This window comes from Nocardioides panaciterrulae, from assembly GCF_013409645.1.
GTDB lineage: Bacteria > Actinomycetota > Actinomycetes > Propionibacteriales > Nocardioidaceae > Nocardioides > Nocardioides panaciterrulae.
On record NZ_JACCBG010000001.1, the window covers coordinates 1,010,499 to 1,036,235 of the forward strand.

General features: G+C 72.8%; 24 protein-coding genes. 13 read left to right on the top strand and 11 right to left on the bottom strand.

Features of this window, described 5'->3' with window-relative positions:
• Positions 1-2 precede the first annotated feature (2 nt).
• Complete coding sequence (gene deoC, locus BJZ21_RS04725; protein WP_343051960.1) at positions 3-995, bottom strand: deoxyribose-phosphate aldolase; 993 nt, start codon at positions 993-995, stop codon at positions 3-5.
• Positions 996-1,055: 60 nt separating this feature from the next.
• On the opposite strand from deoC, the gene BJZ21_RS04730 reads away from it, so the two are divergent.
• Positions 1,056-1,658 carry a hypothetical protein gene (locus tag BJZ21_RS04730; protein WP_179662695.1) on the top strand — a complete coding sequence of 201 codons (603 nt, stop codon included), beginning with the start codon at positions 1,056-1,058 and terminating at the stop codon, positions 1,656-1,658.
• A 12-nt stretch (positions 1,659-1,670) separates the two neighbouring features.
• Here the strand turns inward: BJZ21_RS04730 and BJZ21_RS04735 are convergent, their stop codons facing one another.
• The 3 genes from BJZ21_RS04735 to BJZ21_RS04745 all read right to left on the bottom strand — a co-directional run bounded on the left by BJZ21_RS04735 (position 1,671) and on the right by BJZ21_RS04745 (position 5,214).
• Positions 1,671-3,320 (bottom strand): phospho-sugar mutase, encoded by a 1,650-nt coding sequence (locus tag BJZ21_RS04735; protein WP_179662696.1) that lies wholly within the window; start codon positions 3,318-3,320, stop codon positions 1,671-1,673.
• A 66-nt stretch (positions 3,321-3,386) separates the two neighbouring features.
• Positions 3,387-4,382: an aldo/keto reductase gene (locus BJZ21_RS04740; protein ID WP_179662697.1), complete on the bottom strand. Its 996-nt coding sequence runs from the start codon at positions 4,380-4,382 to the stop codon at positions 3,387-3,389.
• Positions 4,383-4,404: 22 nt separating this feature from the next.
• Positions 4,405-5,214, bottom strand: a complete 810-nt coding sequence (locus tag BJZ21_RS04745; protein ID WP_179662698.1) for an NAD-dependent epimerase/dehydratase family protein — start codon at positions 5,212-5,214, stop codon at positions 4,405-4,407.
• Between the two features lie 52 nt (positions 5,215-5,266).
• Here BJZ21_RS04745 and BJZ21_RS04750 point away from each other — a divergent pair, with 52 nt between their 5' ends.
• Positions 5,267-6,484 (top strand): cation:proton antiporter domain-containing protein, encoded by a 1,218-nt coding sequence (locus BJZ21_RS04750; protein WP_179662699.1) that lies wholly within the window; start codon positions 5,267-5,269, stop codon positions 6,482-6,484.
• Here the strand turns inward: BJZ21_RS04750 and BJZ21_RS04755 are convergent.
• On the bottom strand, positions 6,438-7,256 hold the full coding sequence (locus BJZ21_RS04755) for a purine-nucleoside phosphorylase (protein WP_179662700.1): 819 nt from the start codon (positions 7,254-7,256) through the stop codon (positions 6,438-6,440). The two genes, BJZ21_RS04750 and BJZ21_RS04755, sit on opposite strands and share 47 nt — an antisense overlap.
• Before the next feature lie 72 nt (positions 7,257-7,328).
• Between BJZ21_RS04755 and BJZ21_RS04760 the strand changes: the two genes are divergently transcribed.
• Positions 7,329-7,712 carry a VOC family protein gene (locus tag BJZ21_RS04760; RefSeq protein WP_179662701.1) on the top strand — a complete coding sequence of 128 codons (384 nt, stop codon included), beginning with the start codon at positions 7,329-7,331 and terminating at the stop codon, positions 7,710-7,712.
• 10 nt (positions 7,713-7,722) lie between these two features.
• Here the strand turns inward: BJZ21_RS04760 and BJZ21_RS04765 are convergent, their stop codons facing one another.
• Positions 7,723-8,391, bottom strand: coding sequence for a response regulator (locus BJZ21_RS04765; protein WP_179662702.1), 669 nt, complete (start codon positions 8,389-8,391; stop codon positions 7,723-7,725).
• A complete protein-coding gene (locus BJZ21_RS04770; RefSeq protein ID WP_179662703.1) occupies positions 8,388-9,557 on the bottom strand; it encodes a histidine kinase in 1,170 nt (389 codons plus the stop codon). Before BJZ21_RS04770 ends, BJZ21_RS04765 begins: the two co-directional genes overlap by 4 nt.
• Positions 9,558-9,686: 129 nt before the next feature.
• Here BJZ21_RS04770 and BJZ21_RS04775 point away from each other — a divergent pair, with 129 nt between their 5' ends.
• Positions 9,687-10,391, top strand: coding sequence for a hypothetical protein (locus BJZ21_RS04775; RefSeq protein ID WP_179662704.1), 705 nt, complete (start codon positions 9,687-9,689; stop codon positions 10,389-10,391).
• On the opposite strand, the gene BJZ21_RS04780 is transcribed toward BJZ21_RS04775, so the two are convergent.
• Positions 10,343-10,795, bottom strand: coding sequence for a gamma-glutamylcyclotransferase (locus BJZ21_RS04780; RefSeq protein WP_179662705.1), 453 nt, complete (start codon positions 10,793-10,795; stop codon positions 10,343-10,345). The genes BJZ21_RS04775 and BJZ21_RS04780 overlap by 49 nt on opposite strands.
• Before the next feature lie 60 nt (positions 10,796-10,855).
• Here BJZ21_RS04780 and lpdA point away from each other — a divergent pair, with 60 nt between their 5' ends.
• Both lpdA and BJZ21_RS04790 read left to right on the top strand, forming a co-directional pair.
• Positions 10,856-12,253, top strand: coding sequence for a dihydrolipoyl dehydrogenase (lpdA, locus tag BJZ21_RS04785; protein ID WP_179662706.1), 1,398 nt, complete (start codon positions 10,856-10,858; stop codon positions 12,251-12,253).
• The gene (locus BJZ21_RS04790; RefSeq protein WP_179662707.1) at positions 12,253-13,653 is read left to right on the top strand and encodes an NAD(P)H-quinone dehydrogenase; all 1,401 of its coding nucleotides are present in this window, start codon (positions 12,253-12,255) and stop codon (positions 13,651-13,653) included. Before lpdA ends, BJZ21_RS04790 begins: the two co-directional genes overlap by 1 nt.
• A 16-nt stretch (positions 13,654-13,669) precedes the next feature.
• Here the strand turns inward: BJZ21_RS04790 and BJZ21_RS04795 are convergent, their stop codons facing one another.
• Positions 13,670-14,317 carry a hypothetical protein gene (locus BJZ21_RS04795; RefSeq protein WP_179662708.1) on the bottom strand — a complete coding sequence of 216 codons (648 nt, stop codon included), beginning with the start codon at positions 14,315-14,317 and terminating at the stop codon, positions 13,670-13,672.
• A 105-nt stretch (positions 14,318-14,422) separates the two neighbouring features.
• Here BJZ21_RS04795 and BJZ21_RS04800 point away from each other — a divergent pair, with 105 nt between their 5' ends.
• The 3 genes from BJZ21_RS04800 to BJZ21_RS21925 are packed head-to-tail and all read left to right on the top strand — an operon-like array spanning position 14,423 to position 16,525.
• Positions 14,423-15,658 (top strand): SpoIID/LytB domain-containing protein, encoded by a 1,236-nt coding sequence (locus tag BJZ21_RS04800; protein WP_179662709.1) that lies wholly within the window; start codon positions 14,423-14,425, stop codon positions 15,656-15,658.
• 23 nt (positions 15,659-15,681) lie between these two features.
• Positions 15,682-16,233, top strand: coding sequence for a dienelactone hydrolase family protein (locus BJZ21_RS04805; protein WP_179662710.1), 552 nt, complete (start codon positions 15,682-15,684; stop codon positions 16,231-16,233).
• Positions 16,223-16,525, top strand: a complete 303-nt coding sequence (locus tag BJZ21_RS21925) for an acyl-CoA thioester hydrolase/BAAT C-terminal domain-containing protein (RefSeq protein WP_425490533.1) — start codon at positions 16,223-16,225, stop codon at positions 16,523-16,525. The genes BJZ21_RS04805 and BJZ21_RS21925 overlap by 11 nt, the downstream gene beginning before the upstream one ends.
• Before the next feature lie 38 nt (positions 16,526-16,563).
• On the opposite strand, the gene BJZ21_RS04810 is transcribed toward BJZ21_RS21925, so the two are convergent.
• Positions 16,564-16,740 (bottom strand): hypothetical protein, encoded by a 177-nt coding sequence (locus BJZ21_RS04810; RefSeq protein WP_179661870.1) that lies wholly within the window; start codon positions 16,738-16,740, stop codon positions 16,564-16,566.
• Between the two features lie 230 nt (positions 16,741-16,970).
• Between BJZ21_RS04810 and BJZ21_RS04815 the strand changes: the two genes are divergently transcribed.
• The 4 genes from BJZ21_RS04815 (at position 16,971) to BJZ21_RS04830 (ending at position 22,342) form a co-directional block, all read left to right on the top strand.
• Positions 16,971-18,662 carry a phosphatidylglycerol lysyltransferase domain-containing protein gene (locus tag BJZ21_RS04815; RefSeq protein ID WP_179662711.1) on the top strand — a complete coding sequence of 564 codons (1,692 nt, stop codon included), beginning with the start codon at positions 16,971-16,973 and terminating at the stop codon, positions 18,660-18,662.
• 22 nt (positions 18,663-18,684) lie between these two features.
• Entirely contained in the window at positions 18,685-19,275 is a 591-nt protein-coding gene (locus tag BJZ21_RS04820) for a hypothetical protein (RefSeq protein WP_218851303.1), read from the top strand.
• Between the two features lie 220 nt (positions 19,276-19,495).
• Positions 19,496-20,935 carry an HNH endonuclease signature motif containing protein gene (locus BJZ21_RS04825; RefSeq protein WP_179662712.1) on the top strand — a complete coding sequence of 480 codons (1,440 nt, stop codon included), beginning with the start codon at positions 19,496-19,498 and terminating at the stop codon, positions 20,933-20,935.
• A gap of 123 nt (positions 20,936-21,058) precedes the next feature.
• Entirely contained in the window at positions 21,059-22,342 is a 1,284-nt protein-coding gene (locus BJZ21_RS04830; RefSeq protein WP_179662713.1) for a SpoIID/LytB domain-containing protein, read from the top strand.
• A gap of 3 nt (positions 22,343-22,345) precedes the next feature.
• On the opposite strand, the gene BJZ21_RS04835 is transcribed toward BJZ21_RS04830, so the two are convergent.
• Positions 22,346-25,732 carry a pyruvate carboxylase gene (locus tag BJZ21_RS04835; protein ID WP_179662714.1) on the bottom strand — a complete coding sequence of 1,129 codons (3,387 nt, stop codon included), beginning with the start codon at positions 25,730-25,732 and terminating at the stop codon, positions 22,346-22,348.
• Positions 25,733-25,737: the final 5 nt, after the last annotated feature.

Genomic DNA, 25,737 nt, shown 5'->3' on the forward strand with positions numbered 1-25,737 from the left:
GGTCAGTCCAGCGTGAAGTAGTCGGGACCGGAGTAGCGCCCGGTCTTCATCTTGGTGCGCTGCATCAGCAGGTCGTTGAGCAGCGTGGAGGCGCCGAACCGGAACCAGTCGGGGTCGAGCCAGTCGGGCCCGGCCACCTCGTTGACCGTCACCAGGTACTTGATGGCGTCCTTGGCGGTGCGGATGCCGCCGGCGGGCTTCACGCCGACCATCCGGCCGGTGGCCTCGCGGAAGTCGCGGACGGCCTCCAGCATCACCAGCGTGACCGGGAGGGTCGCGGCGGGCTGCACCTTGCCGGTGGAGGTCTTGATGAAGTGGGCGCCGGCCATCATCGCCAGCCAGCTGGCGCGGCGGACGTTGTCGTAGGTCTGCAGCTCGCCGGTCTCGAAGATGACCTTGAGGTGCGCGCTCGTCCCGTCCGCCCGACGGCAGGCCTCGCGGACCGCGACGATCTCGTCGTGCACGTGCTTGTAGCGACCGGCCAGGAAGGCGCCGCGGTCGATGACCATGTCGATCTCGTCGGCGCCGGCCTCGACGGCGTCGCGGGTGTCGGCGAGCTTGATGTCGAGGGCCGCGCGGCCGCTCGGGAACGCGGTGGCCACGGCGGCGACGTGCACGCCGCTGTCGCCGAGCACCTCGCGGGCGGTCGCCACCATGTCGGGGTAGACGCACACCGCCGCGGTCATCGGGCAGCTCGGGTCGGCGGGGTCCGGGTGCATCGCCTTGGACGACAGAGCGCGGACCTTGCCCGGGGTGTCCTGGCCCTCGAGGGTGGTCAGGTCGACCATCCGGATCGCGAGGTCGAGCGCGAACTCCTTGGCCGTGGTCTTGATCGAGCGGGTGCCGAGTCCCGCGGCCCGTGCCTCGGCGCCGACCTGGTCGACGCCCGGCAGGCCGTGCAGGAACCGTCGCAGGGACTCGTCGGACCGGGTGAGGTCGGAGAAGTCCGCCGACTGCTGCCCCGTGGGCATGGCAGTGGAGGGGGTGCTCGTCACCGGCTAAGCATAGGGTTGCCTCGCCGGAGGATGGCAAAATCGAGGACAGGAGCTTCCGCAGTGCCCGAGCAAGACTCCCGCACCGGAGGTCCCGTGGAGCGGTTCCGTCCGACCAGTGGACGGGTGATGGGCGTGCTGGCGGTCCTGCTGGCCACCGCCGTCGTCGTCATCGGCGTGGTCGACCGCGAGCACGGCTTCTCCGTCCCGGTGGTGTTCGCGGCGCTGTTCCTCGGGATCGTCGCCTGGGCCGCCATGCTGCGCCCGGGGGTGTGGGTCGCCGGGGAGGAGCTGGTGCTGCGCAACATGCTCGAGACCGTGCGGATCCCCCTGGCCGCGATCGAGCGGGTCGCGGTCCGGCAGGTGCTCGCGGTCAGCGTGGGGGAGCGGCGCTACGTCTCGCCGGCGGTGGGACGCAGCCGCCGCCAGGCCATGAAGGCCAACCGTCGTGACGCCGACCAGCCCGGCCCGGCGGACTCCTACGCGGTGTTCGTGGAGGAGCGCATCTCCCGGCTCGCGGAGGACGCGCGCGCGCAGCGGGGCATCGGCCTGCTCTCCGACGAGCAGCTCGAGCTCGCCAAGGGCGTACGCCGCCGGCCCGCCTGGCCCGAGATCGCCGGGCTGGTGGTCGCGGCGGTCGGCCTCGTCGTCACGCTGGTCGCCTGAGGGCCCCCTGGCTCAGATGCCGGCGGCGGCTTTGATGTCGTTGCGCAGCGCGTCGAGCCGGCCGGCGGCCGAGATCCGGGCGGCCTCCACGCCGTCCGGTCCGCTCACCGGGACCACGACCTCGAGGTAGCACTTGAGCTTCGGCTCGGTGCCGCTCGGGCGGACCACGACCCGGCCGCCCTCGGCCAGCCGGTAGCGCAGGCCCTCGGTGGGCGGCAGCTCGGCGGAGCCCTGGGCGAGGTCGTCGACCTGCTCCACGGCGAGGCCGCCGAGGCTGGTCGGTGGCGTCGCGCGCAGCCGGTCCATGGCGGCGGCGATCTGCCCGACGTCGGTGACCCGCACCGAGAGCTGGTCGGTGGCGTGCAGCCCGTGCTCGACGGCGATGTCGTCGAGCAGGTCGATCAGCGTGCGGCCCTCGGCCTTGGCGCCGGCCGCCAGCTCGCAGAGCAGCAGCAGTGCCGAGATGCCGTCCTTGTCCCGCACGTGCTCGGGGTCGACGCAGTAGCCGAGCGCCTCCTCGTAGCCGAACGCGAGCCCGTCGACGCGGCCGATCCACTTGAAGCCGGTGAGGGTCTCGGCGTAGGGCTGGCCGGCCGCCTGTGCCATCCGCCCGAGCAGGGACGAGGAGACGATGGAGGTGGCGTAGGTGCCCTTGGTGCCGCGGCGCAGCAGGTGGTCGGCCAGGAGCGCGCCCACCTCGTCGCCGCGGAGCATCCGCCAGCCGTGCGGGCCGGGCACGGCCGCCGCGCACCGGTCGGCGTCGGGGTCGTTGGCCACGACCAGGTCGGCCCCGACGCGCTCGGCGAGGGCGAGGGCCAGGTCCATGGCGCCGGGCTCCTCGGGGTTGGGGAAGGCGACGGTCGGGAACGCCGGGTCGGGCTGCTCCTGCTCGGTCACCACCCGCGGCGCGGCGAAGCCGGCGGTCTCGAGGACCTGCACGGCCGAGGCGCCGCCCACGCCGTGCAGCGGGGTGTAGACGAGGTCGAGGTCGCGGGGTCCGTCCTCGGCCAGGCCGGCGACCGTGTCGAGGTAGCGGTTCACGACGTCCTCGCTCAGGACCGTCCCGGCCGGGCCGCGGGGGACCTCACCCAGCGGGCCGACCGCGGCGATGCGCTCGGCGATGCCGGCATCCGCGGGCGGCACGATCTGGCTGCCGTCGCCGAGGTAGACCTTGTAGCCGTTGTCCTGCGGCGGGTTGTGGCTCGCGGTCACCATCACGCCGGCCACGCAGCCGAGCTCGCGGATCGCGAAGGCCAGCACCGGCGTCGGCAGCGGCCGGGGGAGCAGCAGCGCCTTGAGCCCGGCGCCGGTCATCACCTCGGCGGTGTCTCGCGCGAACACGTCGGAGTTGCGGCGGGCGTCGTACCCGATGACGACGCTGCTGCCCGGCGTCGTGCCCTGGTCGCGCAGGTAGGCCGCCAGGCCGGCCGCGGCCCGGGTGACGACCACGCGGTTCATCCGGTTGGGCCCGGCGCCGAGCGCGCCCCGCAGCCCCGCCGTCCCGAACTCCAGCGTCCCGTCGAACCGGTCGGCCAGGTCCGCCGGGTCGGCACCGGCGTCGACGTCGGCGACGAGCTGCTCGAGCTCGGCGCGGGTCTGGTCGTCGGGGTCCTCGGCGAGCCAGGCGCGGGCACGGTCGAGCAGGGCGGCAACGTCGGTCATGGCGGCACGCTACTGCGACCGACGCGTTCCGCGTCATCCGCGTGGTGACGGCCCGGACGCGACCCCTCAGGCGTCGATCGAGCTCATGTCGCCGTACCGGGCGCCGGCCACCGACTCGCGCGGCACCGCGCGCTGCAGCGCCGCAAGGTCGTCGTCGGTGAGCCGCACCTCGGCCGCCGCCGCGTTCTCCTCGAGGTACTTCACCCGCTTCGTCCCCGGGATGGGAGCGACGTCGTCGCCCTGGGCGAGCACCCACGCCAGCGCGAGCTGGCCGGGCGTGCAGCCCTTGGCGTCGGCGATCTCGCGGATCCGCGCGACCAGGCTCAGGTTGGTGTCGAGCGCCTCGCCCTGGAAGCGCGGGAAGTACGCCGTGCGCCGCGAGTCGCCCTCGGCCAGCGACGCCTCGTCGGTGATCGCGCCGGTCAGCAGACCGCGCCCGAGCGGGGAGTAGGGGACCAGGCCGATGCCGAGCTCCCGGATCGTGGGGAGCACCTCGTCCTCGAGGTCGCGGGTGAACAGCGAGTACTCCGTCTGCAGCGCGGTGATCGGGTGGGTGCCGTGGGCCTTGCGGATGTTGGCGGCGGAGGCCTCCGACAGCCCGAGGTGGCGCACCTTGCCGGCCTCGACGAGCTCGGCCATCGCGCCGACCGTCTCCTCGATCGGCACGGTCTTGTCGACCCGGTGCTGGTAGTAGAGATCGATGTGGTCGACACCGAGCCGCTGCAGCGAGGCGTCACACGCGGCGCGGACGTACTCCGGCCGCCCGTTGATGCCCAGCCGGGTGCCGTCCTCGGCGCGCTGGTTGCCGAACTTGGTGGCGAGCTGCACCTCGTCGCGGCGCCCGGCGATGGCCTTGCCGACCAGGCGCTCGTTGGTGAACGGGCCGTACATGTCGGCGGTGTCCAGGAACGTCACGCCGAGGTCGAGCGCCCGGTGGATCGTCTCGATGCCCTGCTGCTCGTCGCCGGTCCCGTAGAACTCGGACATGCCCATGCAGCCGAGGCCCATGGACGAGACGGTCAGGGGAGAGGTGGTGCCAAGGGTTCGGGTAGGAAGCGTCATGGTCCCGAGTCAACCCCGGCGTTCAAGCGATGCTCGTCCCGCGGTCGAGGGCCGGCCGCTCGAACTCCGGCGTGGCGAACGGGCCGCCGACGTGCGCGGCCTCGGTCTCGTCCTCGGCGCGCGGGCCGATCCGGCCCGCGAACTCCTCGGCGTCGTCGTGCGGGTGGTAGCCCAGCGCCCGGCCGGGCTCGAGGTCCCACCAGGCCCGGGTGTTGGCCGAGATGCCGTAGAGCACCGCGAAGCCCGGGGCGGTCGCGGTGAGCGACGCCTCGACCATCCGCACGCAGTCGTCGTGGGAGAGCCAGGTGGCCAGGTGGCGCACGGTCTCCGGCTCGGGCAGGAACGAACCGATCCGGCAGGCGACCGCGTCGAGGCCGTCGCGGTCGGCGTAGAGGCTCATCACGGCCTCGGCGGCGACCTTGCCGACCCCGTAGAAGGTGTCCGGGCGCGGTCGCGCCTCCACGGTCAGCAGGTCGCGGTGCGGCGTGCGGCCGACCGCGTGGTTGGACGAGGCGTAGACCAACCGGCTCACGTCGTGCTCGACCATCGCGTCGAGCAGCGCGGCGGTGGTGACCACGTGGGAGGTGAACGACTCCGGCAGGCTGCCCTCGGTCGGGTTGCCGGCCAGGTGCACCACGGCGTCCAGCGGCTGCTCGGCGAACGCCGCGGCCACCGCGTCGGGGTCGGCGCAGTCGAGCAGGTGCCAGGGCCCGTCGTACCCGTCCGGCGGCGGCACCCGGTCCAGGCCCACGATCTCGTGGCCGCGGTCCTGCAGGCCGACGGTCACGACACGTCCGATGGCACCGGCCGCGCCGGTCACGAGGATGTTCACGGCGCGAGGCTACCGGCGCACTCCGCCATGGGGGCGCCCCTAGGGTGATCGGGTGACGGCGTTCCTGATGACCTTCGGCCTCGGGCTGCTCGCGGCCGTGCTGTTCTCGGCCCTCGCGTCGCGCAGTCCGCTGTCGACCTCGGCGGTGTTCCTGGTCGCCGGGGTCGTGGCCGGACCGCTCCTCCTCGACGTGGTCTCGGTCCCGAGGGACACGGTGGAGAGCGTGGCCGAGGTGGCGCTGTTCGCGGTCCTGTTCACCGACGGCCAGCACGCCTCCCTCGGCGTGTTCCGGCGCTCGGGGCGGTCGGCGGCGCGGCCGCTGGTGGTCGCGATGCCGCTGACGTTCGCCCTGGTCGCGGTGCTCGCCCACTACCTGACCGGGCTCCCCTGGGGGCCGGCGTGCGTGCTCGGCGCGATCCTCGCCCCGACGGACCCGGTCTTCGCCTCGGCCCTGGTGGGGCGTGAGGACGTGCCGCGCGGAGTGCGCGAGGTGCTGAACATCGAGAGCGGCCTCAACGACGGCCTGGCGCTGCCCGCGGTGCTGATCATCGCCGGCACCGTGGGCGCCCACCCGCACGGCTACGCCACGGACTGGCCCTCGCTCCTGCTCGAGCTCGCCCTCGGTGTGGTGCTCGGGGTGGTCGTGCCCGTGGTCGTCGTCCAGCTGCTGCGGCTGCCCGGCATCGGCGTCATCGACACCCTGCAGCCGCTCGGCCCGCTCTCACTGGCGGTGCTGCTCTTCGCGCTGTGCGACGTGCTGGATGCCAACCGGTTCCTCGCCGCCTTCATCGCGGGCGCGACCATCGCGACGATCCGGCCCGGCGCCTCGGACAGCTTCCGGCACACCGGCGAGCTGATCAGCGAGATGGTGAAGGGGGCCGCGCTGCTGGCGTTCGCCGCGCTGCTCGACGGCGACGTCTTCGGCACGGCGGGCTGGAGCGGGCTGCTGCTGGCGGTCGCGGTGGTGCTGCTGTCGCGCCCGCTGCCGGTCTGGCTGTGCCTGCTGGGCAGCAACCTCTCCCGGCGGGAACGGATCGCCGCGGCGTGGTTCGGCCCGAAGGGCTTCGCCAGCGTCGCCTACGGACTGATCATCGCGTTCAGCGGCATGCCGTACGCCGGGGAGGTGCTGGCGCTGACCGCGGTCGTGGTGCTGGTCTCGGTCCTGGCCCACAGCAGCACCGACGTCACGGTGGCGAAGTGGTGGACCGAGCCCCGCGAGGACCTCAGATCAGCGGAACGACCCGGCCCAACAGTGATCCCATCCGGCTAGCCGCCGCGCGGCCGGCCTCGAGGACCTCCTCGTGGTTGAGCGGCTGGTCGCTGATGCCGGCGGCCAGGTTGGTGACCAGGCTCAGGCCCAGCACCTCCATGCCGGCCTCGCGGGCGGCGATCGCCTCCAGGGTGGTGCTCATGCCGACCAGGTGACCGCCCAGCACGCCGGCCATCCGGACCTCGGCAGGCGTCTCGTAGTGCGGGCCGGGGAACTGCACGTAGACGCCCTCGTCCAGCGACGGGTCGACCTCGCGGCACATCGCGCGCAGCCGGCTGGAGTAGAGGTCGGTCAGGTCGACGAAGTTCGCGCCCTCGATCGGGCTCTTGCCGGTCAGGTTGATGTGGTCGCTGATCAGCACCGGGGTGCCCGGCTCCCAGGTCGGCTTCAGGCCGCCGCAGCCGTTGGTCAGCACGATCGCGCGGCAGCCGGCCGCGGCCGCCGTACGCACGCCGTGGACGACGGCGCGCACCCCCTTGCCCTCGTAGTAGTGGGTGCGGCTGAGGAAGACCAGCAGGTCCTTGTCGCCCGAGCGGACCGAGCGGATCCGGCCGGAGTGGCCGGCCACGGCCGCGGCGGAGAAGCCCGGCAGGTCGGTGGTCGCGACCTCCGCGGTGACCTCGCCCAGCGCGTCGACCGCGGGCAGCCACCCGGAGCCGAGGACCAGGGCCACGTCGTGCTTCTCGACGCCGGTCAGCTCCGCGAGTCGGTCGGCGGCCTCGCGGGCTTGCCGCTTGGGATCCGGCTGCTGGGGGGTCTGCTCTGTGCTCACGTGCCGGGACTCTAGTGGTCGGGGGGTCGAAAGTCCGTGGTCCGCCGGCGGCGCCCCGGGCACGATGCGCGCATGATCGATCACTTCGGCATCAACTGCGCCGACATGCCGGCCGCGAGGGCCTTCTACGACAAGGTGCTCGGCGTTCTCGGACACTCCCGGGTGATGGACTTCGAGGAGGCCGTCGGCTACGGCACCGAGCAGCCGGTCTTCTGGATCAGCGCGCAGCCGGCCCAGGGTCCCGCGTCCGGCCCCAACCGGGAGGTGCACATCGCCTTCACCGCCCGGGACGCCGCCACCGTGCGTGCCTTCTTCGAGGCGGCGACCTCGGTCGGCGCCGAGGTGCTGCACGAGCCGCGGCTATGGCCGGAGTATCACCCCGGCTACTACGGCGCCTTCGTCCGCGACCCCGACGGCAACAACGTCGAGGCGGTCTGCCACACGGGTGGCGAGTGAGCCGTGGCGGTCACTCGGCGTGCGGCACCCCCGGGCTGACGAAGCCCGACTCGTAGGCGAGCACCACCGCCTGCACCCGGTCGCGCAGCCCGAGCTTGGTCAGGATGCGCGCGACGTGGGTCTTCACCGTCGCCTCGCCCAGCACGAGCCGCGCCGCGATCTCGGCGTTCGACAGTCCCTCGGCCAGCAGCCCGAGCACCTCCAGCTCGCGGGCGCTGAGCCGGGTGAGCTGCTCCGGCACGCCGGTGGCCGGCGGGGGCGCCGCCACGAACCGTTCCAGGAGGCGGCGGGTCAGTCGCGGCGCGAGCAGCGTCTCCCCGCGGGCGATCACCCGGATGCCCGCGACGAGCTGGTCGCGCGGCACGTCCTTGAGCAGGAAGCCGCTCGCGCCGGCCCGCACGGCCTCGTAGACGTAGGAGTCGAGCCCGAAGGTGGTGAGCACCAGAACCCGGGTGGCGGAGGACGCGGCGACCAGCCTGCGGGTGGTCTCGATCCCGTCCATGACCGGCATCCGGATGTCCATCAGCACCACGTCCGGCGAGGTCCGGGCGACCGCGGCGAGGCACTCGCGTCCGTCGCCGGCCTCGCCCACCACCTCCATGTCGTCCTCGAGGTCGAGGATCAGGCGGAAGCCGGCTCGCACCAGCTCCTGGTCGTCGCACAGCAGGACGCGGATCACGAGGCCTCCGTCGGGACGAGCCGGGCGACGACCTCGAAGCCGCCGTCCGGGGTCGGGGTGGCGCTGACCGTGCCGCCGGTCGCGCGCACCCGCTCGCGCACACCGACGAGTCCGTGGCCCGACGGCGCGCCGCTGCCGGCTGTCCCGGCACCCGGGCCGTTGCGCACCACGACGCGGACGCCGTCCCCCTCGGGGGTGATGGTCAGGCAGGTGGGGACCCGCCCGGCGTGCTTGACGACGTTCGTGAGGCACTCCTGGACGATCCGGTAGACCGCGAGCTGGGTGCCCGTCGGCAGGTCGGGCAGCGGGCCGATCGAGGCGTCGAGCGGCAGGCCCGCCTGCTCCATGCCGGCCAGCAGCGCCGGGAGGTCGGACACGCCGCGAGCCGGCCGGAGCTCGCCCAGGCCGGGGTCGTCGGTGCCGGGGTCGTCGGTGCCGGGTTCGTCGGTATCGGGGTCGTCGCGGCGCAGCAGGTGCAGCAGCGTGCGCATGTCGTCGAGGGCCTCCGTCGCGCTCGAGCGGATGGCCCGCAGCGGTGGGCCCGCCAGCCGGGGCTCGCGGTCCAGCGCCGCCTCGGCGGCGTCGGCCTGGACCGCGATCACGCTCAGGGCGTGGGCGACCACGTCGTGCAGCTCGCGGGCGATCCGCGTGCGTTCCTCGGCGACCGCCAGGCGGGCCAGGTCGCGCTGGTGCTGCTCGGCCAGGGTCGCCCGCTCCCGCCAGGACCGGGTGCCCCGGCCGAGCAGCCAGGCCCCGCCGTACACGAGAGCGATGAAGGGGTAGTCCTGGCCGTGGTCCAGCCACTCCTGGATCCACAGCGACCCGATGATGACCACGAGTCCGGCGGTCGCCACGGACTCCGCGCACTCGACGGCGACCGTGTAGGTCAGGACGAGGTCGGTCATCAGTGCCCACAGCGAGCCGGGGGAGGTACCGACCTGTGCCTGCAGGATCCCGGCCAGCCCGACCGCGGTGACCGCCGCCAGCGGCGCGGCCACTCGCCAGGCCAGGGCCACCGCCCCCACGAGGGCGACGGCCACGGTCAGCGCCCGGGGGCCCTCCTCGACATCGCCGGTCAGGATCCCTCCGAGCGACACCAGCCCGACCGCGGCCCCGAGCCACACGTCCCGGGCCCGGGGCCGGCCAGGGGCCAACGGCGAGGTCACCGCTCGATCGTAGGGTCCGGCGAGGCTCCGCACGTCCGTCTTCGGGCGGATCGTCGTCCGTCGCGAGGGGGACCCGGATCGCTCGCTCTCGGGACGCCGGCGGGGTCCGTCGCGGCCGAGGGTGGGGCCATGACCGCAAGCGAACCCACCTCCCGCATCCCCGCTCCCACTCCCACTCCTGCCCCGGCCCCTGCGCTCGCGCTGCTCGTCGGTGCCCTGTGCTTCGCGACCGGCGACCTGTTGCGCCGCACGGTCGACGGCTCCGCCGCCACGCCGGTCGAGCTGATGCGAGCCGTCGACGCCCACGAAGGCTTCTGGCTCGTGGCCGGCGGCCTGTCCGTCCTCGCTCCCGTGCTGATGCTGCCCGGGCTGGCCTGGCTGGTCGCGACCACCCGGGGGCGGGGTGAGCGAGCGACCCGCCTCGGCGCCGCGCTGCTCGCGCTCGGCCAGCTGGCCGCCGTGGGGCACGCGGCGGCCTTCTACGGGTTGCCGACGATCGGCACCCACGCGGGACTGAGCGCCTCGTCGTACGACGCGCTGGACCGGGCCTCGGAGCACTCCCCGTTGCTCATCGGCCTCATCGTCCTGTTCATCCTGGGCAACGTCGTCGGCACGCTCGTGCTCTTCGCGGGCCTGCGCCGCGCGCGGCGGGTGCCGGTGTGGTCGCTGGTCGCGTGCGTGGTCCTGCTGGCCACGGCCAACGCCGGCGGTGTCGCAGCCGGTGTGCTCGGGCTGCTGGTGACCGTGGCGATGTACGCGCCGCTTTGCTGGTCGGTGCGGCCGGCCTACAGCCCCGTCGAGCGGCAGGGCCTGCGGCGCAACGCGGCCACGTAGTCCGCCGGGGCGTCGGCGGCCTCGGCCGCGTCGGCCAGCACGCCGAGGTGGAGCGCCGACGGGAGGCCGCCCTCGTAGGCGTCGAGCACGTAGGTCCACGCCACGACCTCACCGGCCAGCGTCGAGACCCGCACCTTGGTCTTGCGGTAGAGCCCCGAGTCGGCGGACTCCCAGCCGTCGAGCAGCTGTACGTCGTCCTTGGTGACGTCGTAGATCGCGACGAACACCTGCTCGAGGGGGTCCTGGACGATCGTGGACAGCGCGCCGTCCCAGCCGTGCTCCTCGCCACCGAAGGTCAGCCGCCAGCCGGTGAGCCAGCCCGTGGTCCGCAGCGGGGAGTGGGGACAGCGGGCGCTCATCCGGGCGGGATCGAGGTTGGTCCCGTAGGCGGCATAGAGCGTCACAGGACCGCAGACTAGTCCCTGCCTTGGTGGCGCACGGGCTCAACTCATAGGCTGGCGGCCGTGACCCACTTCAACGTTCTCGTCCTTGGTGCCGGCCCCGGTGGTTACGTGGCGGCCATCCGTGCAGCCCAGCTCGGCCAGTCGGTGGCCGTGATCGAGGAGAAGTACTGGGGCGGAGTCTGCCTCAACGTGGGGTGCATCCCCTCCAAGGCGCTGCTGCGCAACGCCGAGATCGCGCACATCATCACCCACGAGAAGGACGTCTTCGGCATCTCCGGGGACGCCACGATGGACTTCGGCACCACCCACAAGCGCAGCCGCGGCGTCGCCGACGCCAGCGCCAAGGGCGTGCACTACCTGATGAAGAAGAACAAGATCACCGAGATCAACGGCTGGGGCACGCTCACCGGCCCGAAGTCGGTCGACGTGAAGGACGCCGACGGCAACGTCACGTCGTACTCCGGCGACAACCTGATCATCGGGACCGGCGCCACGGTCCGGCTGGTGCCCGGCGTGGAGCTCTCGGACAACGTGGTCACCTACGAGGAGCAGATCCTCACCGACTCGCTGCCGGGCTCGATCATCATCGGCGGCTCCGGCGCGATCGGCGTCGAGTTCGCCTACGTGATGAAGAACTTCGGCGTCGACGTCACCATCGTGGAGTTCCTCGACCGGATGGTGCCCACCGAGGACGCGGACGTCTCCAAGGAGCTGCTCAAGCAGTACAAGAAGCTCGGTGTGAAGGTGCTCCTCTCGACCGCCGTCAAGGGCGTCGAGGACACCGGCAGCGGCGTGAAGGTCACCGTCGCGCCCGCCGGGGGCGGCGACGAGCAGGTGCTCGAGGCCGACAAGTTCCTGGCGGCCTTCGGCTTCGCCCCGCGGACGAAGGGCTACGGCCTGGAGAGCACCGGCGTGGAGCTCACCGAGCGCGGCGCGATCGCCGTCGACGGCCGGGGCCGCACCAGCGTCGAGGGCGTCTACGCGATCGGCGACGTGACCGGGAAGCTGATGCTCGCTCACACCGCCGAGGCGATGGGCGTCGTGGCCGCCGAGACGATCGCCGGCGCGGAGACGATGGAGATCGACTTCGACATGATCCCGCGGGCGACGTTCTGCCAGCCGCAGATCGCCTCCTTCGGCTACTCCGAGGCGCAGGCCAAGGAGAAGGGCTACGACGTCAAGACCGCGCAGTTCCCGTTCTCCGCCAACGGCAAGGCCCGCGGCATGGCCGAGGGCGTCGGCTTCGTCAAGATCGTCGCGGACGCGGAGTACAACGAGATCATCGGCGCCCACATGATCGGCCCCGAGGTCACCGAGCTGCTGCCGGCGCTGACCCTGGCCCAGCAGTGGGACCTGACCGCCGACGAGGTGGCCCGCAACATCTTCGCGCACCCGACCCTGTCGGAGGCGATGAAGGAGGCCGTCGAGGGCATCGCCGGCCACATGATCAATCTGTGATGGCGGGCAACGAACACATCGTCATCGTCGGCGGCGGCCCGGGCGGCTACGAGTCCGCCCTGGTCGCGGCCCAGCTCGGCGCCCGGGTGACGGTCGTGGACACCGACGGCCTGGGCGGCTCGGCGGTGCTCACCGACTGCGTCCCGAGCAAGACCCTGATCGCCACCGCCGAGCTGATGACCGAGGTCGAGGGCGCGGCGGAGCTCGGCGTGTGCCTGCACGACGGCGAGGGGGACGCGGCCACCAGCGTCAGCGTCAACCTGGCCCGGGTCAACCAGCGCGTCAAGCAGCTCGCGGCCGACCAGTCCGCGGACATCGCGCGGCGGCTGGCCCGCGAGGACGTCACGATCGTCGAGGGCCGCGGCCGGCTCGACGGCCCCGGGCGCGTCGCGGTGACCCGCCCGGACGGCTCGGAGGAGACGCTGGAGGCCGACGCGATCCTCGTCGCCACCGGCGCGGCGCCGCGGACCTCGCCCTCGGCGCAGCCCGACGGCGAGCGGATCTTGACCTGGGAGCAGGTCTACGACCTGAGCGAGGTGCCCGAGAAGCTGATCGTGGTCGGTTCCGGGGTCACCGGAGCGGAGTTCGCCAGCGCCTACCTCGCCCTCGGTGTCGACGTGACGCTGGTGTCCTCGCGCGACCGGGTGCTGCCCGGTGAGGACGCCGACGCGGCCGCCGTGCTCGAGGACGTGCTCACCCGCCGTGGCATGAACGTGCTGTCGAAGTCGCGCATGGAGTCGGTGGTGCGCGAGGGCGACAAGGTGACCGTGGCGCTCACCGACGGCCGCACCATCGAGGGCTCACACTGCATCCTCGCGATCGGGTCGGTGCCGAACACCGCCGACATGGGCCTGGAGGAGGCCGGGGTCACCCTCGACCAGGGTGGCTTCATCGAGGTGGACCGGGTCTCGCGCACCTCCGCCCGGGGCGTCTACGCCGCCGGCGACTGCACCGGCGTGCTGATGCTCGCCTCGGTCGCCGCGATGCAGGGCCGGATCGCGATGTGGCACTTCCTCGGTGACGCGGTGCACCCGCTGGACCTGACCAAGGTCGCCTCGAACGTCTTCACCGCTCCCGAGATCGCCACCGTCGGCGTCTCCCAGCAGGTCGTCGACAGCGGCGAGATACAGGCCGAGACCGTGACGCTCGGGATGTCGGGCAACCCGCGGGCGAAGATGCAGGGCGTCCACGACGGCTTCGTGAAGCTGTTCTGTCGCCCCGGCTCGGGCATCGTCGTCGGTGGCGTCGTCGTGGCGCCGCGGGCGAGCGAACTGATCCACCCGATCTCGATCGCGGTGGCCGAGTCGCTGACCGCCGACCAGCTCGCTCAGGTCTTCACGGTCTACCCGTCGATGAGCGGGTCGGTCGCCGAGGCGGCGCGCCGCCTGCACGGGGTCTGACCCCGGGCCCCAGGGCTCAGAACGGGTAGCCGCCCTGGCCGGCCTGGCTGTTCCGGGCGCGGCCGATGTCGGCCTCCAACATCACGTACTTCGGCACGCCGTCGGTGGCGGCGGGGCGCAGGGTGGAGTCGAGCAGTCCGCGCTCCCGCACCGCGGCGTACCAGGGGACGTAGCGGTCGCCGACGCGGACCAGGCGGATCTCGGGGTCCTCGCCGCCGGTGATGCGACGCAGGTCGGAGCGGCAGACGGGGACCTCGCGCTCCACGCCGCCGGGCGGGGTCCAGGCGACGTCCTGGACCGACGGGCCGTGCTGCGGGTTGAAGAAGCAGGGCTCGCGCCGCTCGGGAAGAGCCTCGCCGTCGCGGCGGGCGAGCACGCAGGCGAGGTGGAAGCGGCCGTCGTGGAGCACGTCCTCGACGGCGGTGACCTCGCTGGTCTCCTGGGCGTCCCGGAGCCCGGTCTTGGAACGTTCGTAGAGGTCGAGCGCGCGCTGGTAGTCCTCGCGCATGGCCTGGTCGAGCTCGGTGGTCAGCGTCTCGACGTGCAGGTCGGTGAGCTGCTCACCGAAGACGGTGACGTCCTCCTCGATCAGCTTCCGCGCCTGCCGGAACTCCTCGAGCGCGGCCAGCCTGCGCTCCTGGCGGGCCCTGAAGTACGACGCCATGGCAGGACCCTACGCGGCCTGGATCCGTGCGCCGCTCGCTTGCGGCTTCCCGCTCGGCGTGTTCGGATGCTCGTCCACGTCTCGCTCGACCTCGGGGGTCCCGTCTTGCCTGCACTGCGTCTCCGCCGCCTGCTCGCCGCCGTCGCCGCGGGAGGTCTTGCCGCCACGATGGGTCCGGCGGCCGCCGCCCGTGCCGACGAGCCGGTCCCGGTCCCCGACCCCGGGGCGATCACGCTGACCGGCGACGGTTACGGGCACGGCGTCGGCATGTCCCAGTACGGCGCGTACAGCGCCGCGTACAACGGCCTGGCGGGCTACAAGAAGATCCTGCGCTTCTACTACCGCGGGATCGACAAGCGGTTCGGTGAGGCCAGGGGCCGGATGAAGGTGCTCGTCTCGGCTGACAACAGCACGCTGATCGTGCGGGACGCTCCGGGCCTGGTGGTCCGGCGGGTCGACTCCGGCCGGACCTTTCACCTGGACGGCGTGAAGAGGGCCAAGCGCTGGCGGGTCCGGGCGGTGGGAGACGACCGCAGCGAGGTGGCGTACAGGTCGAGGGGCTGGCACGTGCTGCGCACGATCCGGGGCGACGTCGAGCTGCAGGCGCACGGCCCGCTGTCGCTGCTCGTGGCGGGCGGGGTGCGGGACTACCGCGGCGCGCTGCGCTCGGCGTCGTACGACGGTCACCGGGTCACCGTGGACGTGCTGCCGATGGAGGCCTACGTGCGCGGCGTGGTGACGAGCGAGATGTACTCCAACTGGCCGCAACAGGCGCTGCGCGCGCAGGCGGTGGCCTCGCGCACCTACGCGGCGTACGAGCGTGCGCACACCGCCCGCGCGGCCTACGACCTGTGCGACACCGCCTCCTGCCAGGCCTATCGGGGCGTCGCGGGGGAGTCCTCCGGCGGCACGAAGGCGGCCCGCGCCACGGCTCACCAGGTGCTGACGGACGACGGCGAGCTCGCCTACGCGCAGTTCTCCGCCAGCAACGGCGGCTGGACCGTCGCCGACGACCGGTTCCCCTACCTCCAGGCGCGCGAGGACGACTGGGAGGGCACCTCGACGGACTACTACGGCTGGACCAAGACGCTCTCCGACGCCGACGTCGAGGCGCAGTGGCCGGCCATCGGCAACCTGACCTCGCTCACCGTCGATCAGCGCGACGGCCACGACCGTGACGCCAGCCGGGGTGGGCGGGCCCTGACCCTGACGCTCACGGGGGACGCGGGCTCGGTCGACGTCGACGCGGCGACCTTCCAGCGACGCTTCGGGCTGCGGTCGACGCTCTTCACGGTCGTCGCGTGCGCGCCCGATCAGGCGACCCCGGACTGCCCCAGCTGATGCTGCCGGGGATTCAGTAGCCCATGTCTGAACGGGTCACGGCCGACACCTTCCTCGCCAGGCCGCTCACGCCGTGCGGGACCGGCGTCCTCGTCCTGGCCGGGTCCAGCGGACGGATCGAACAGGATCGCGCCGAGCTCCTCGCTCGCCACGGGGCCGCGGCGATGGCGATGCGGTGGTTCGGGGGAGCGGGGCAGCGGCCGGCGCCGCACGAGGTGCCACTGGAGCTGTTCGTCGGTGCGGTCGACCGGCTGGCCGCCGACTGCGAGCGCGTGGCGATCATCGGCGCCTCCTTCGGCGCCGAGGCTGCACTGCTCACCGCGGTCCACGATGCCCGGGTGGCCGCCGTCGTGGGGCTGGCACCGACGTCGGTGGTCTGGGGTGCGTACGCCGAGGAGCGGTGGTCGTCGCACTGGACCCTGGGAGGGCACCCGCTCCCGTACGTCCCCCTTCGTCGAGGACTGGAACGCCGCCACCGAGCCACCTGCCTACCGGGAGCTCTACGAGTCGAGCCTCGATGCGGACCCGGTCCGCACGGCCGCGGCGTCGATTCCGGTCGAGCGGATCTCGGGTGACGTCGTCCTCGCGGCGGGTGCGGGCGACCGGGTCTGGCCGAGCCTCCGGTTCGCGCGGTTGATCGAGCGGCGTCGGATCGAGCACGGCCTGTCCACGACGGTGGTGTGCCATCCGGACTCCGGGCACCGGGTCACGCTGCCGGGTGAGCCGCCCGCCGTCGGTGGCCACCAGATGGCCAGGGGAGGGACGCCCGAAGCCGACGCGGCCTTGGGCGCTGCCGTGTGGCCCGAGCTGGTGCGAACCCTCCGTCTGCAGGTTCAGCCTCAGACGACTGACCGGGACCGCGCCTGACGGCTGACCGGCCGGGGGTGGGCGGTGGCGAGCGAGGTTCACGGCGCCGGTGCGACGCCTCCATGATCGAGCCTGGTGCCGTCGGCGAGTCTCCGCTGCGCGTCCATGACGCCATGACGGACGGCCAGCCTGATCACCCAGTACCCGACGACCAACGGCAAGAGCAGCCACAGCACAGAGAGGATCATCAATTCCGAAACCCCGATACCAAACATGTGGGGACCCTAGCGCCGCCTGTGCGCCCAGGCTGTCAGGTGCGACAGGCGGCGGGGTCTTCAAGCTCAGGTCTCTCGGTGCGTCGGCCTGGAGACGTGGTGGCCCCACGCTGTCAACGAGCTCATGGTGACGTGCGATACGAGTAGTACCGGGGCCAGGCAAAGGGTCCAGGCCGCGGTACTAGGCTCCCCTGCGGCTCTGGCTGCCGACAGGAAGGGGCGAACCGGAGATGCTCGCCCGCCTCTGGGACACCCTCCGTACCCCGTCCTGGGCGGCCCGGATCGTGGCTCTGGTCGGAGCGGTCACGCTGGCCTCCTCGCTGCTGCCCGCCTTGCGGGGGCGGACTGAGATGGTCTACCGGCTGGTGCCCGACGTGTTCCCGGCCGCGGCCACGACCGGGGCCGCGGCGGTCGGGGTGATCCTCCTCCTCCTGTCTCGGGCGCTGCGACGCGGGAAGTTCCGCGCCTGGTTGCTGGCGACCGTCCTCGCGCTGGTCGGGGCCGTGCTGCACCTCGTCAAGGGCTTCGACTTCGAGGAGGCGATGCTCTCCCTCGCCCTGTTCGTGCTGCTGGCAACCGCGCGGGAGAGGTTCACCGCCCGCCCGGACCCGCGGTCGACCCGCAAGCTCGTCACCGTGCTGCTGGCCGGACCGGTCGTAGCCGGCGGGCTCGGCTGGATCTGGCTGGAGCTCGACGCCAGCGGCGAGGCTGCGGGCACGTCGACCGGAGACCGGGCATCGCATGCGCTCCTCGGGCTGCTGGGGATCCCGGGCCCGGTCCAGTTCGTCCGGCCGGAGCAGGGCGACCGGGCCGCGGTGGCCCTCGTCGTCCTCGGCGCGGCGGTGCTCTTCCTGGCCGTCCTCGTCGCCCTGCAGCCTGCAGACGGTCCGCACCCCCTCGACGAGGAGGACCGCGAGCCGCTGCTGGGCCTGCTCGGTCGGTGGGGTCACATCGACTCGTTGTCGTACTTCGCCCTCCGCGACGACCGGTCGGTGCTCTTCTCTCCAACCGGCAAGGCAGCCATCACCTACCAGGTGGTCGGCACTGTCTCGCTCGCGGCCGGCGACCCGATCGGGGACCCGGAGGCCTGGCCCGGTGCCGTGACCGCATGGCTCGACGAGGCCCGCGCGTTCGGCTGGGTGCCGGCGGTGCTCGCCGCGAGCGAGCGCGGTGCCGAGACCTTCGTACGCGCCGGTCTCGACGCCCTGGAGCTCGGGGACGAGGCCATCGTGCACACGAGCGAGTTCACGCTCGAGGGGCGCAGCATGCGTGTGGTGCGGCAGGCCGTGTCACGGTGCACCCGCGCCGGTCTGGTCGCCACCTGCCACCGGGTCGCTGACCTGGACGCGTCCACCACCGAGCTCGTCCATGCCCGGGCGGAGGAGTGGCGCGACGGCGCGGTCGAGCGAGGCTTCTCCATGGCCCTGGGCCGGCTCGGCGACCCGCGCGACCGCGACGCCGTGATGGTGCTGTGCCGCGACGCCGCCGGGACCCTGCGGGGGATGCTCCACCTGGTGCCCTGGGGTGGCGACGGCCTGAGCCTCGACCTGATGCGCCGCGACCGGGACGCCGAGAACGGCATGGTCGAGCTGATGGTCACCGAGCTGGTGCGGTGGGCTGCTGGGCGAGGCGTACGCCGCGTCTCGCTGAACTTCGCGGTGTTCCGCAGCGTCTTCGCCCGCGGGGAGCGGCTGGGCGCAGGGCCCGTGCTGCGGTTGTGGCGAGGGCTCCTGCTCTGGGCGTCACGGTTCTGGCAGATCGAGTCGCTCTACCGTGCCAACGCGAAGTACCGGCCGGAGTGGCGGCCCCGCTTCGTGTGCTTCCGATCCTCGACCGACCTGCCCCGGGTGGGTGTGGCCGCGCTGCGGGCCGAAGCCTTCCTCGTTGCGCCGACGTGGCTGCGCCGGCTGCTGCCGTCGTGACGGGTCGGGCACGATAGGTCGGGTGCTGACCGACGAGCAGATTGCCGCCCTATCGCCGACCGAGCGCCGACAGCTGGTGGCTCGCCTGGTCCGACCGGTCGACGACGTCGTGCCCTCCCGGCGCTGGCTGCGTCGTACGCGGGAGTCGCGCGTGGCTCTGATGGTGCTGAGCGCAGCCGTCCTGGTCCCGTGGATCGGCTACCTGGCGGCAACCCTGCCGCGGGTCTACGTCGCCCGGCACTGGGACGTGGCGTGGGTGGGGTTCGACCTCATGCTGCTGGGCCTGATCACCTCGACGGCTGTGCTGGGCTACCTGCGTCGGCAGCTGTTCGTGCTCACTGCCTTCGCAGCCGGAGTCCTGCTGGTCTGCGACGCGTGGTTCGACGTGCTGACGGCTCACGGAGACGACCGGACATGGTCGGTTGTGACGGCCATCGCGATCGAGCTGCCGCTGGCGGCGCTGCTCATCACCGGGGCGCTCCAAATGCTGCGCCTGATGGCGGCCCGAATGTGGCTGCTGAGGCCCGGGGGACGCGCCTGGCAGATCCCGATTCCGCTCCCTGATGTCGGCGACCGGGCGGTCCGGCGGCGCAGCCGGCGGCCGAGCGACTAGTACGGCGACCGCCATCCCAACTGTTTGCCGAACTCAGCAAGCGTTGGTTCACCCTGGGGGAACCACGACCAGTTGCAGGGGTTCCGATGGGAGCCCGACTCCGTAACTGTTCCCCGGCGTCTTCCCCTCGTGGCCTGTGCGGCCGGGTCGGCCGGGGTGTCGGCGGTCGGGTCTAGCGTCTTTATCGAAGGGTCGATCGTTCGGTGCGAGGGGGCATGCGGTGGACCATGACGAGACGGAGCTGGCGACGCTCGATGACCACGACCTGTTGGCGGGTGGGGTGGCCGATGGGGCGGTGGCGGCGCGGGCGGATGCTCGACGGTGGGCGCGGTTGGTGGAGTTCCACCGGCGGTGCGGGCTGGACTTCGAGGCGCGTACGGCGGTCTCGCCGAACCACAGCCTGACACCGCGGGCGGAGACCGCGACCGAGGTGTCGCTGCTGTGGGGACTGGAGGAGAAGCGGGTCCGCCACGAGCTGAACGTGGCGTTGTTCCTGGAGCAGCACTTCCCGGTGGTGTGGGCGTTGTGTCTGGCCGGGCAGCTCGATGCCTACCGGGCCGGGGTGATCGCCGACCACGTCCGGCACGCGGTCTCCGATCCGGTGCAGCTGAAGCAGGTGGCGCAGCGCCTGACGGAGTTCTTGGAGCGGCACCTCTCGGACGCCCACGGGGTGGAGGGGGTGCCGCCGGTGGTGGTGTGCACGTCCAAGCAGCTGCGCAACAAGCTGGACTACGAGGTCCGTCGCTTGCAGCCGGCGGAGGCGGACCGGCGGCACCGGGAGGCGAAGGCGAGGCGGTCGGTGCAGACCACCGAGCTGCCCGACGGGATGGCCCACCTCGGCGTCACCGCGACGGTGGACCAGGTGCGGATCGCGGAGCGGCGGCTGACGCTGGCCGCCAAGCAGCAGCGCGAGCAGGGTGATGAGCGGACGCTGGCGCAGCTGAGGTCCGACCTGGCGATGGACCTGCTGTGCGGGCGGGAGGAGGGCGTGCCGGTGCCGCGGTACGCCCGGCCGGTGATCGTGGCGACGGTGCCGGTGCAGACCCTGATGGGGGTCTCCGACGACCCGGGGCTGCTCTCGGGCGGCACACCGATCACCGCCGGCCATGCGCGCGCAATCGCGCTGCAGCCGGGGTCGACGTGGTACCGGATGCTGACCGACCCCGCGGGCGGGGTGGTGGAGCTGTCCACGACCTCCTACAAACCCACCGCGCCGATCTGGCGGGAGGTCGTGGCGACCTGGGAGTCGTGTTTCGAGCCGACGTGCACGGCGCCGGCGGCAGAGGCCGAGCTGGACCACCGGATCGAGTGGCCACGGGGCGAGACCACCCCGGGCAACCTGTGGCCGGGCTGCAAGCGGGGCCACACCGCCAAGCACGCGCCCGGCTTCAGCGTCCAGACCACGACCGACGGCTCGTTCGTGCTGCGCACCCGCGCCGGCTTCGAGCACCCGATCGCCCCACCCGCCCGGCCGGCCACGAGCGCGTGGCCCGAGATGTGCGCCCCCGTCGCGGGTGAGGTCCAGTTCTCGGCGACTGAGCTCCTCGATGCGCTGGCCGAGCTCCGCGACCGGCGCGACCAGGAACGCGCCGAGGACCTCGAGCGCGACCGGATCCTGGCGTGGGAGCACGGCCTCCTGCCCGAGCGCTTCGTGGCGTAACCGGGGCCCTCGAGAACTACATATCTGTAGTTCTTCGATCTGAATTGCGGGGCTGTTGGGACTCGTGGTGCGATGAGACGTTCACAGCGTTCACACCTGCCACTCGGACCCCCGGAGCCACTGATGAGGTCGACCCGTCGGCGCCTGACCCCTGCCGCCGTCCTGCTCGCCGTCGCCGCCACGACGGTCGGGCTCACGGCCCCGTCGTACGCCGCCGGCGACACCTTCAAGGTGCCCGCGAAGGCGACCGTGGTGGTCAAGGGCCACGGCTACGGGCACGGCCACGGCATGTCGCAGTACGGCGCCGAGGGCGCCGCGCGGCAGGGCCTGGGCTACCGCGACATCGCGAAGTTCTACTACCAGGGCACCAGCTGGGGGGAGACCAAGGGCGCGGTGAGCGTGCACCTCAGCGTCAACACCTCCAACGCCGTCGTGGTGCTGCCGCGCCAGGGCCTCGCGGTCCGCGACCTCGTCGCGAGGCAGCGCACGGTGCTGCCGGACAACGGTGCCACCCGCTGGCGCCTCGCGCCGGGCCCGAAGGGCGGCACCCGGATCGGCTACCGGGCGGGCGGCAAGTGGCACGCCTTCGCGACCGCGAAGGGTGCGGCCCAGTTCGCCGCCCACGGTCAGCCGATCACGCTGATGACCTCGCTGGGCGAGCGGCCCTACCGCGGCCGGCTGCGCTCGGTCGCGCCCGACCCGGGCACCAACAGCCGCGACACCGTGAACCTGCTGTCGATGGAGAACTACGTCAAGGGCGTGGTGCCCCTCGAGATGCCGGCGCTGTGGAGCGCCGACGCGGTCCGCACGCAGGCGGTCGCCGCCCGCACCTACGCGGCCTACGAGCGCGACCACCCGATCTCCGACGACTACCAGATCTGCGACACCGGCGCCTGTCAGGTGTACGGCGGGGTGGCGGCCGAGCACCCGGCCTCCAACGCGGCGGTCGACGCCACCCGCCACGAAGTGCTGACCGCGGACGGCGAGCCCGCGTTCACCCAGTTCGGCGCGAGCTCCGGCGGCTGGACCTCCGCCGGCTCGGTGCCCTACCTCGGGGCCCGGCAGGACCCCTACGACGGCTGGGGCGGCAACCCGGTGCACTCGTGGAAGGTCTCGCTGAGCGACGCCACCCTCGAGCAGGCCTGGCCGGCGATCGGCAACCTACGCAGGATCGTGGTGACCTCCCGCGACGGCAACGGCGACTGGGGCGGGCGGCTGCAGTCGCTGGTGCTGGTGGGCAGCGACGGGCGCGTCCCGGTCTCCGGTGACACCTTCCGCGCGGTGCTGGGGCTTCGCTCGACCTGGGCGACCTTCAAGGTGAACCGGACGAGCGTCGCGCGTCCCGCCCGGGGCTCTGCCGGCGTCGACTGGAGCCTGCTCGCCGCCGACCTCGCCGGCGGCCGCTGAGCGCTACCCGATCACCAGCACCAGGTCGCCACCGTCCACGGCCTGGGTGCCCGGGAGCGCCAACCGCTGCACGGTGCCGGCGACCGGCGCGGTGATCGCGGCCTCCATCTTCATCGCCTCGATGGTCGCGACCGTGTCACCCGCGGCGACCCGGTCGCCCTCGGCGACCACGATCGTCACCACGCCCTGGAACGGCGCCGCGACCTGGCCCGGCTTGCCGGCATCCGCCTTCTCCGCGGCCGCCACCTCCGAGGCCACCGCGCGGTCGCGCACGCTGATCGGGCGCAGCTGGCCGTTGATGGTGGCCATCACCGTCCGGTAGCCGCGCTCGTCCGGCTCGCCGATCGCCTGCACGCCGAGGATGAGCGTCTTGCCCTCCTCGATCGACACCTCGTGCTCCTCGCCGTGCTGGAGCCCGTAGAGGTAGTCGGTCGTCGGCAGCACCGAGATGTCGCCGTAGGTCTCCCGGGACTCCGTGAACTCCCGGGTGGGTCCGGGGAAGAGCAGCTCGTTGAGCAGCCGCTGCCGCCCGGGACCGCCGTGCTGGAGCCGCTCGGCCTGCTCGGGCTCCAGCTTCTCCGCCGGCGCCTTCCAGGTGCGTCCCGCCAGCGCCTTGGTGCGGAACGGCTCGGGCCAGCCGCCGGGCGGGTCACCCAGCTCGCCGTTGAGGAAGCCGACCACCGAGTCCGGAATGTCGAACCTGCCCGGGTCCTCCTCGAACTCGTCCGGGTCGGCGCCGACCGCCACCAGGTGCAGGGCGAGGTCGCCGACCACCTTCGAGGACGGGGTCACCTTGACCACGTGGCCGAGGATCCGGTCCGCCGCGGCGTACATGTCCTCGATCTGCTCGAACTTCTCGCCGAGGCCGAGCGCGATCGCCTGCTGGCGCAGGTTGGACAGCTGGCCGCCGGGGATCTCGTGGGTGTAGACCCGGCCGGTGGGCGAGGGCAGCCCGGACTCGAACGGCGCGTAGACCCGCCGCGTCGCCTCCCAGTAGGGCTCCAGCGCACACGCCGCCTGCAGCGACAACCCGGTCTCGCGCTCGCCGTGGTCGGTCGCCGAGATGAGCGCCGACAGCGGCGGCTGGGAGGTGGTGCCGGCCATCGAGGCGGTCGCGGCGTCGACGGCGTCGACGCCCGCATCGATCGCGGCGACCAGCGTCGCGAGCTGGCCGCCGGTGGTGTCGTGGGTGTGCAGGTGCACGGGGAGGTCGAAGCGCTCGCGCAGCGCCGTGACCAGCTGCCGGGCCGCCGGGACCCGCAGCAGGCCGGCCATGTCCTTGATCGCGAGCACGTGGGCGCCGGCGTCGACGATGCGCTCGGCCAGCCGCAGGTAGTAGTCGAGCGTGTAGAGCCGCTCGGCGGGGTCCGAGAGGTCGCCGGTGTAGCACAGTGCGACCTCGGCGACGCCCCTCCCGGTGGCCCGGACCGCGTCGATCGCGGGCCGCATCTGGTTGACGTCGTTGAGCGCGTCGAAGATCCGGAACACGTCGATGCCGGTCTCGGCGGCCTCGGCGACGAACGCGTCGGTGACCTCGCTCGGGTACGGCGTGTAGCCGACGGTGTTGCGCCCCCGCAGCAGCATCTGCAGGCAGATGTTCGGCACGGCCTGGCGCAGCGCGGCGAGCCGCTCCCACGGGTCCTCGGCCAGGAAGCGCAGCCCCACGTCGTACGTCGCCCCGCCCCACGCCTCCAGCGACCACAGCTCGGGCGTGGTCCGGGCGACGTGGCCGGCGACCGCGACCAGGTCCCGGGTGCGGACCCGGGTGGCCAGCAGCGACTGGTGGGCGTCGCGGAAGGTGGTGTCGGTGACCGCCACCCGGTCCTGGGCCCGCAGCCGGCGCGCGAACTCCTCCGGGCCGACCGCCAGCAGCAGCTGGCGGGTGCCGTCCGGCGCCGGCACGGTGAGGTCGACCTCGGGCAGCTTGCTGACCGGGTCCACGCTGACCGGTGCCTCGCCGTGCGGCCGGTTCACGGTCACGTCGGCGAGGTAGCGCAGCAGCTTGCTGCCGCGGTCGCCCTGGCCCCGGGCCGCGAGCAGCTGAGGGTGGGTCTCGATGAACGACGTGGTGACCCGGCCCGCCGCGAAGTCCGGGTCCTCGAGCACCGCCTGGAGGAACGCGATGTTGGTCGTCACGCCCCGGATGCGGAACTCCGCGACCGCGCGCCGCGCGCGCTGCACGGCGTGGTCGAAGGTGCGGCCGCGGCAGGTCAGCTTGGCCAGCATCGAGTCGAAGTGGGCGGAGACCTCGGCACCGGTGTACGTCGTCCCGCCGTCCACCCGGATCCCGGCGCCACCGGGGGAGCGGTAGGTGGTGATCTTGCCGGTGTCGGGGCGGAAGCTGTTGGCCGGGTCCTCGGTGGTGATCCGGCACTGCAGGGCCGCGCCGCGCAGCGTCACGGTCTCCTGGGAGAGCCCCAGGTCGGCCAGCGTCTCGCCCGAGGCGATCCGCAGCTGGGACTGCACCAGGTCGACGTCGGTGACCTCCTCGGTCACCGTGTGCTCGACCTGGATCCGCGGGTTCATCTCGATGAACACGTAGTTGCCCTGCGGGTCGAGCAGGAACTCCACGGTGCCGGCGTTGCGGTAGCCGATCTCGGTGGCGAACCGCACGGCGTCGGCGCAGATCCGGTCCCGCAGCTCCGGGTCCAGGTTCGGGGCCGGGGCGATCTCGACGACCTTCTGGTGGCGCCGCTGCACCGAGCAGTCGCGCTCGAAGAGGTGGATCACGTTGCCCTCGGCGTCGGCGAGGATCTGCACCTCGATGTGCCGGGGGTCGACGACCGCCTGCTCGATGAAGACCGTGGGGTCGCCGAACGCGCCGTCGGCCTCGCGCATGCAGGTCTCGACGGCCTCGCGCAGGCCGGCCGGGTCGTCGACCCGTCGCATGCCGCGACCGCCGCCGCCGGCGACCGCCTTCACGAACAGCGGGTAGGGCAGCGCCTCGGCGGACGCGACCAGCTCGTCGACGTCGGTGGAGGGGGCCACCGAGGCCAGCGTCGGCACGCCCGCGGCCTTCGCGGCCGCGATCGCCCGGGCCTTGTTGCCGGTCAGCGTCAGCACCTCGGCGCTCGGACCGACGAAGGTGAGGCCGGCGTTCGCGCACGCCTCGGCCAGCGCCGGGTTCTCCGACAGGAAGCCGTAGCCGGGGTAGACGGCGTCGGCGCCCGCGCGCACGGCCGTCTCGACGATCGCCTGCGGGTCCAGGTAGGCGCGGACCGGGTGGCCGCGCTCGCCGATCTCGTAGGCCTCGTCCGCCTTCAGCCGGTGCTCCGACCAGCGGTCCTCGTGGGGGAAGACGGCGACCGTCCGCGCGCCCACCTCGAAGGCGGCACGGAACGCCCGGATCGCGATCTCGCCGCGGTTGGCTACCAGCACCTTGTTGAACATGCCGA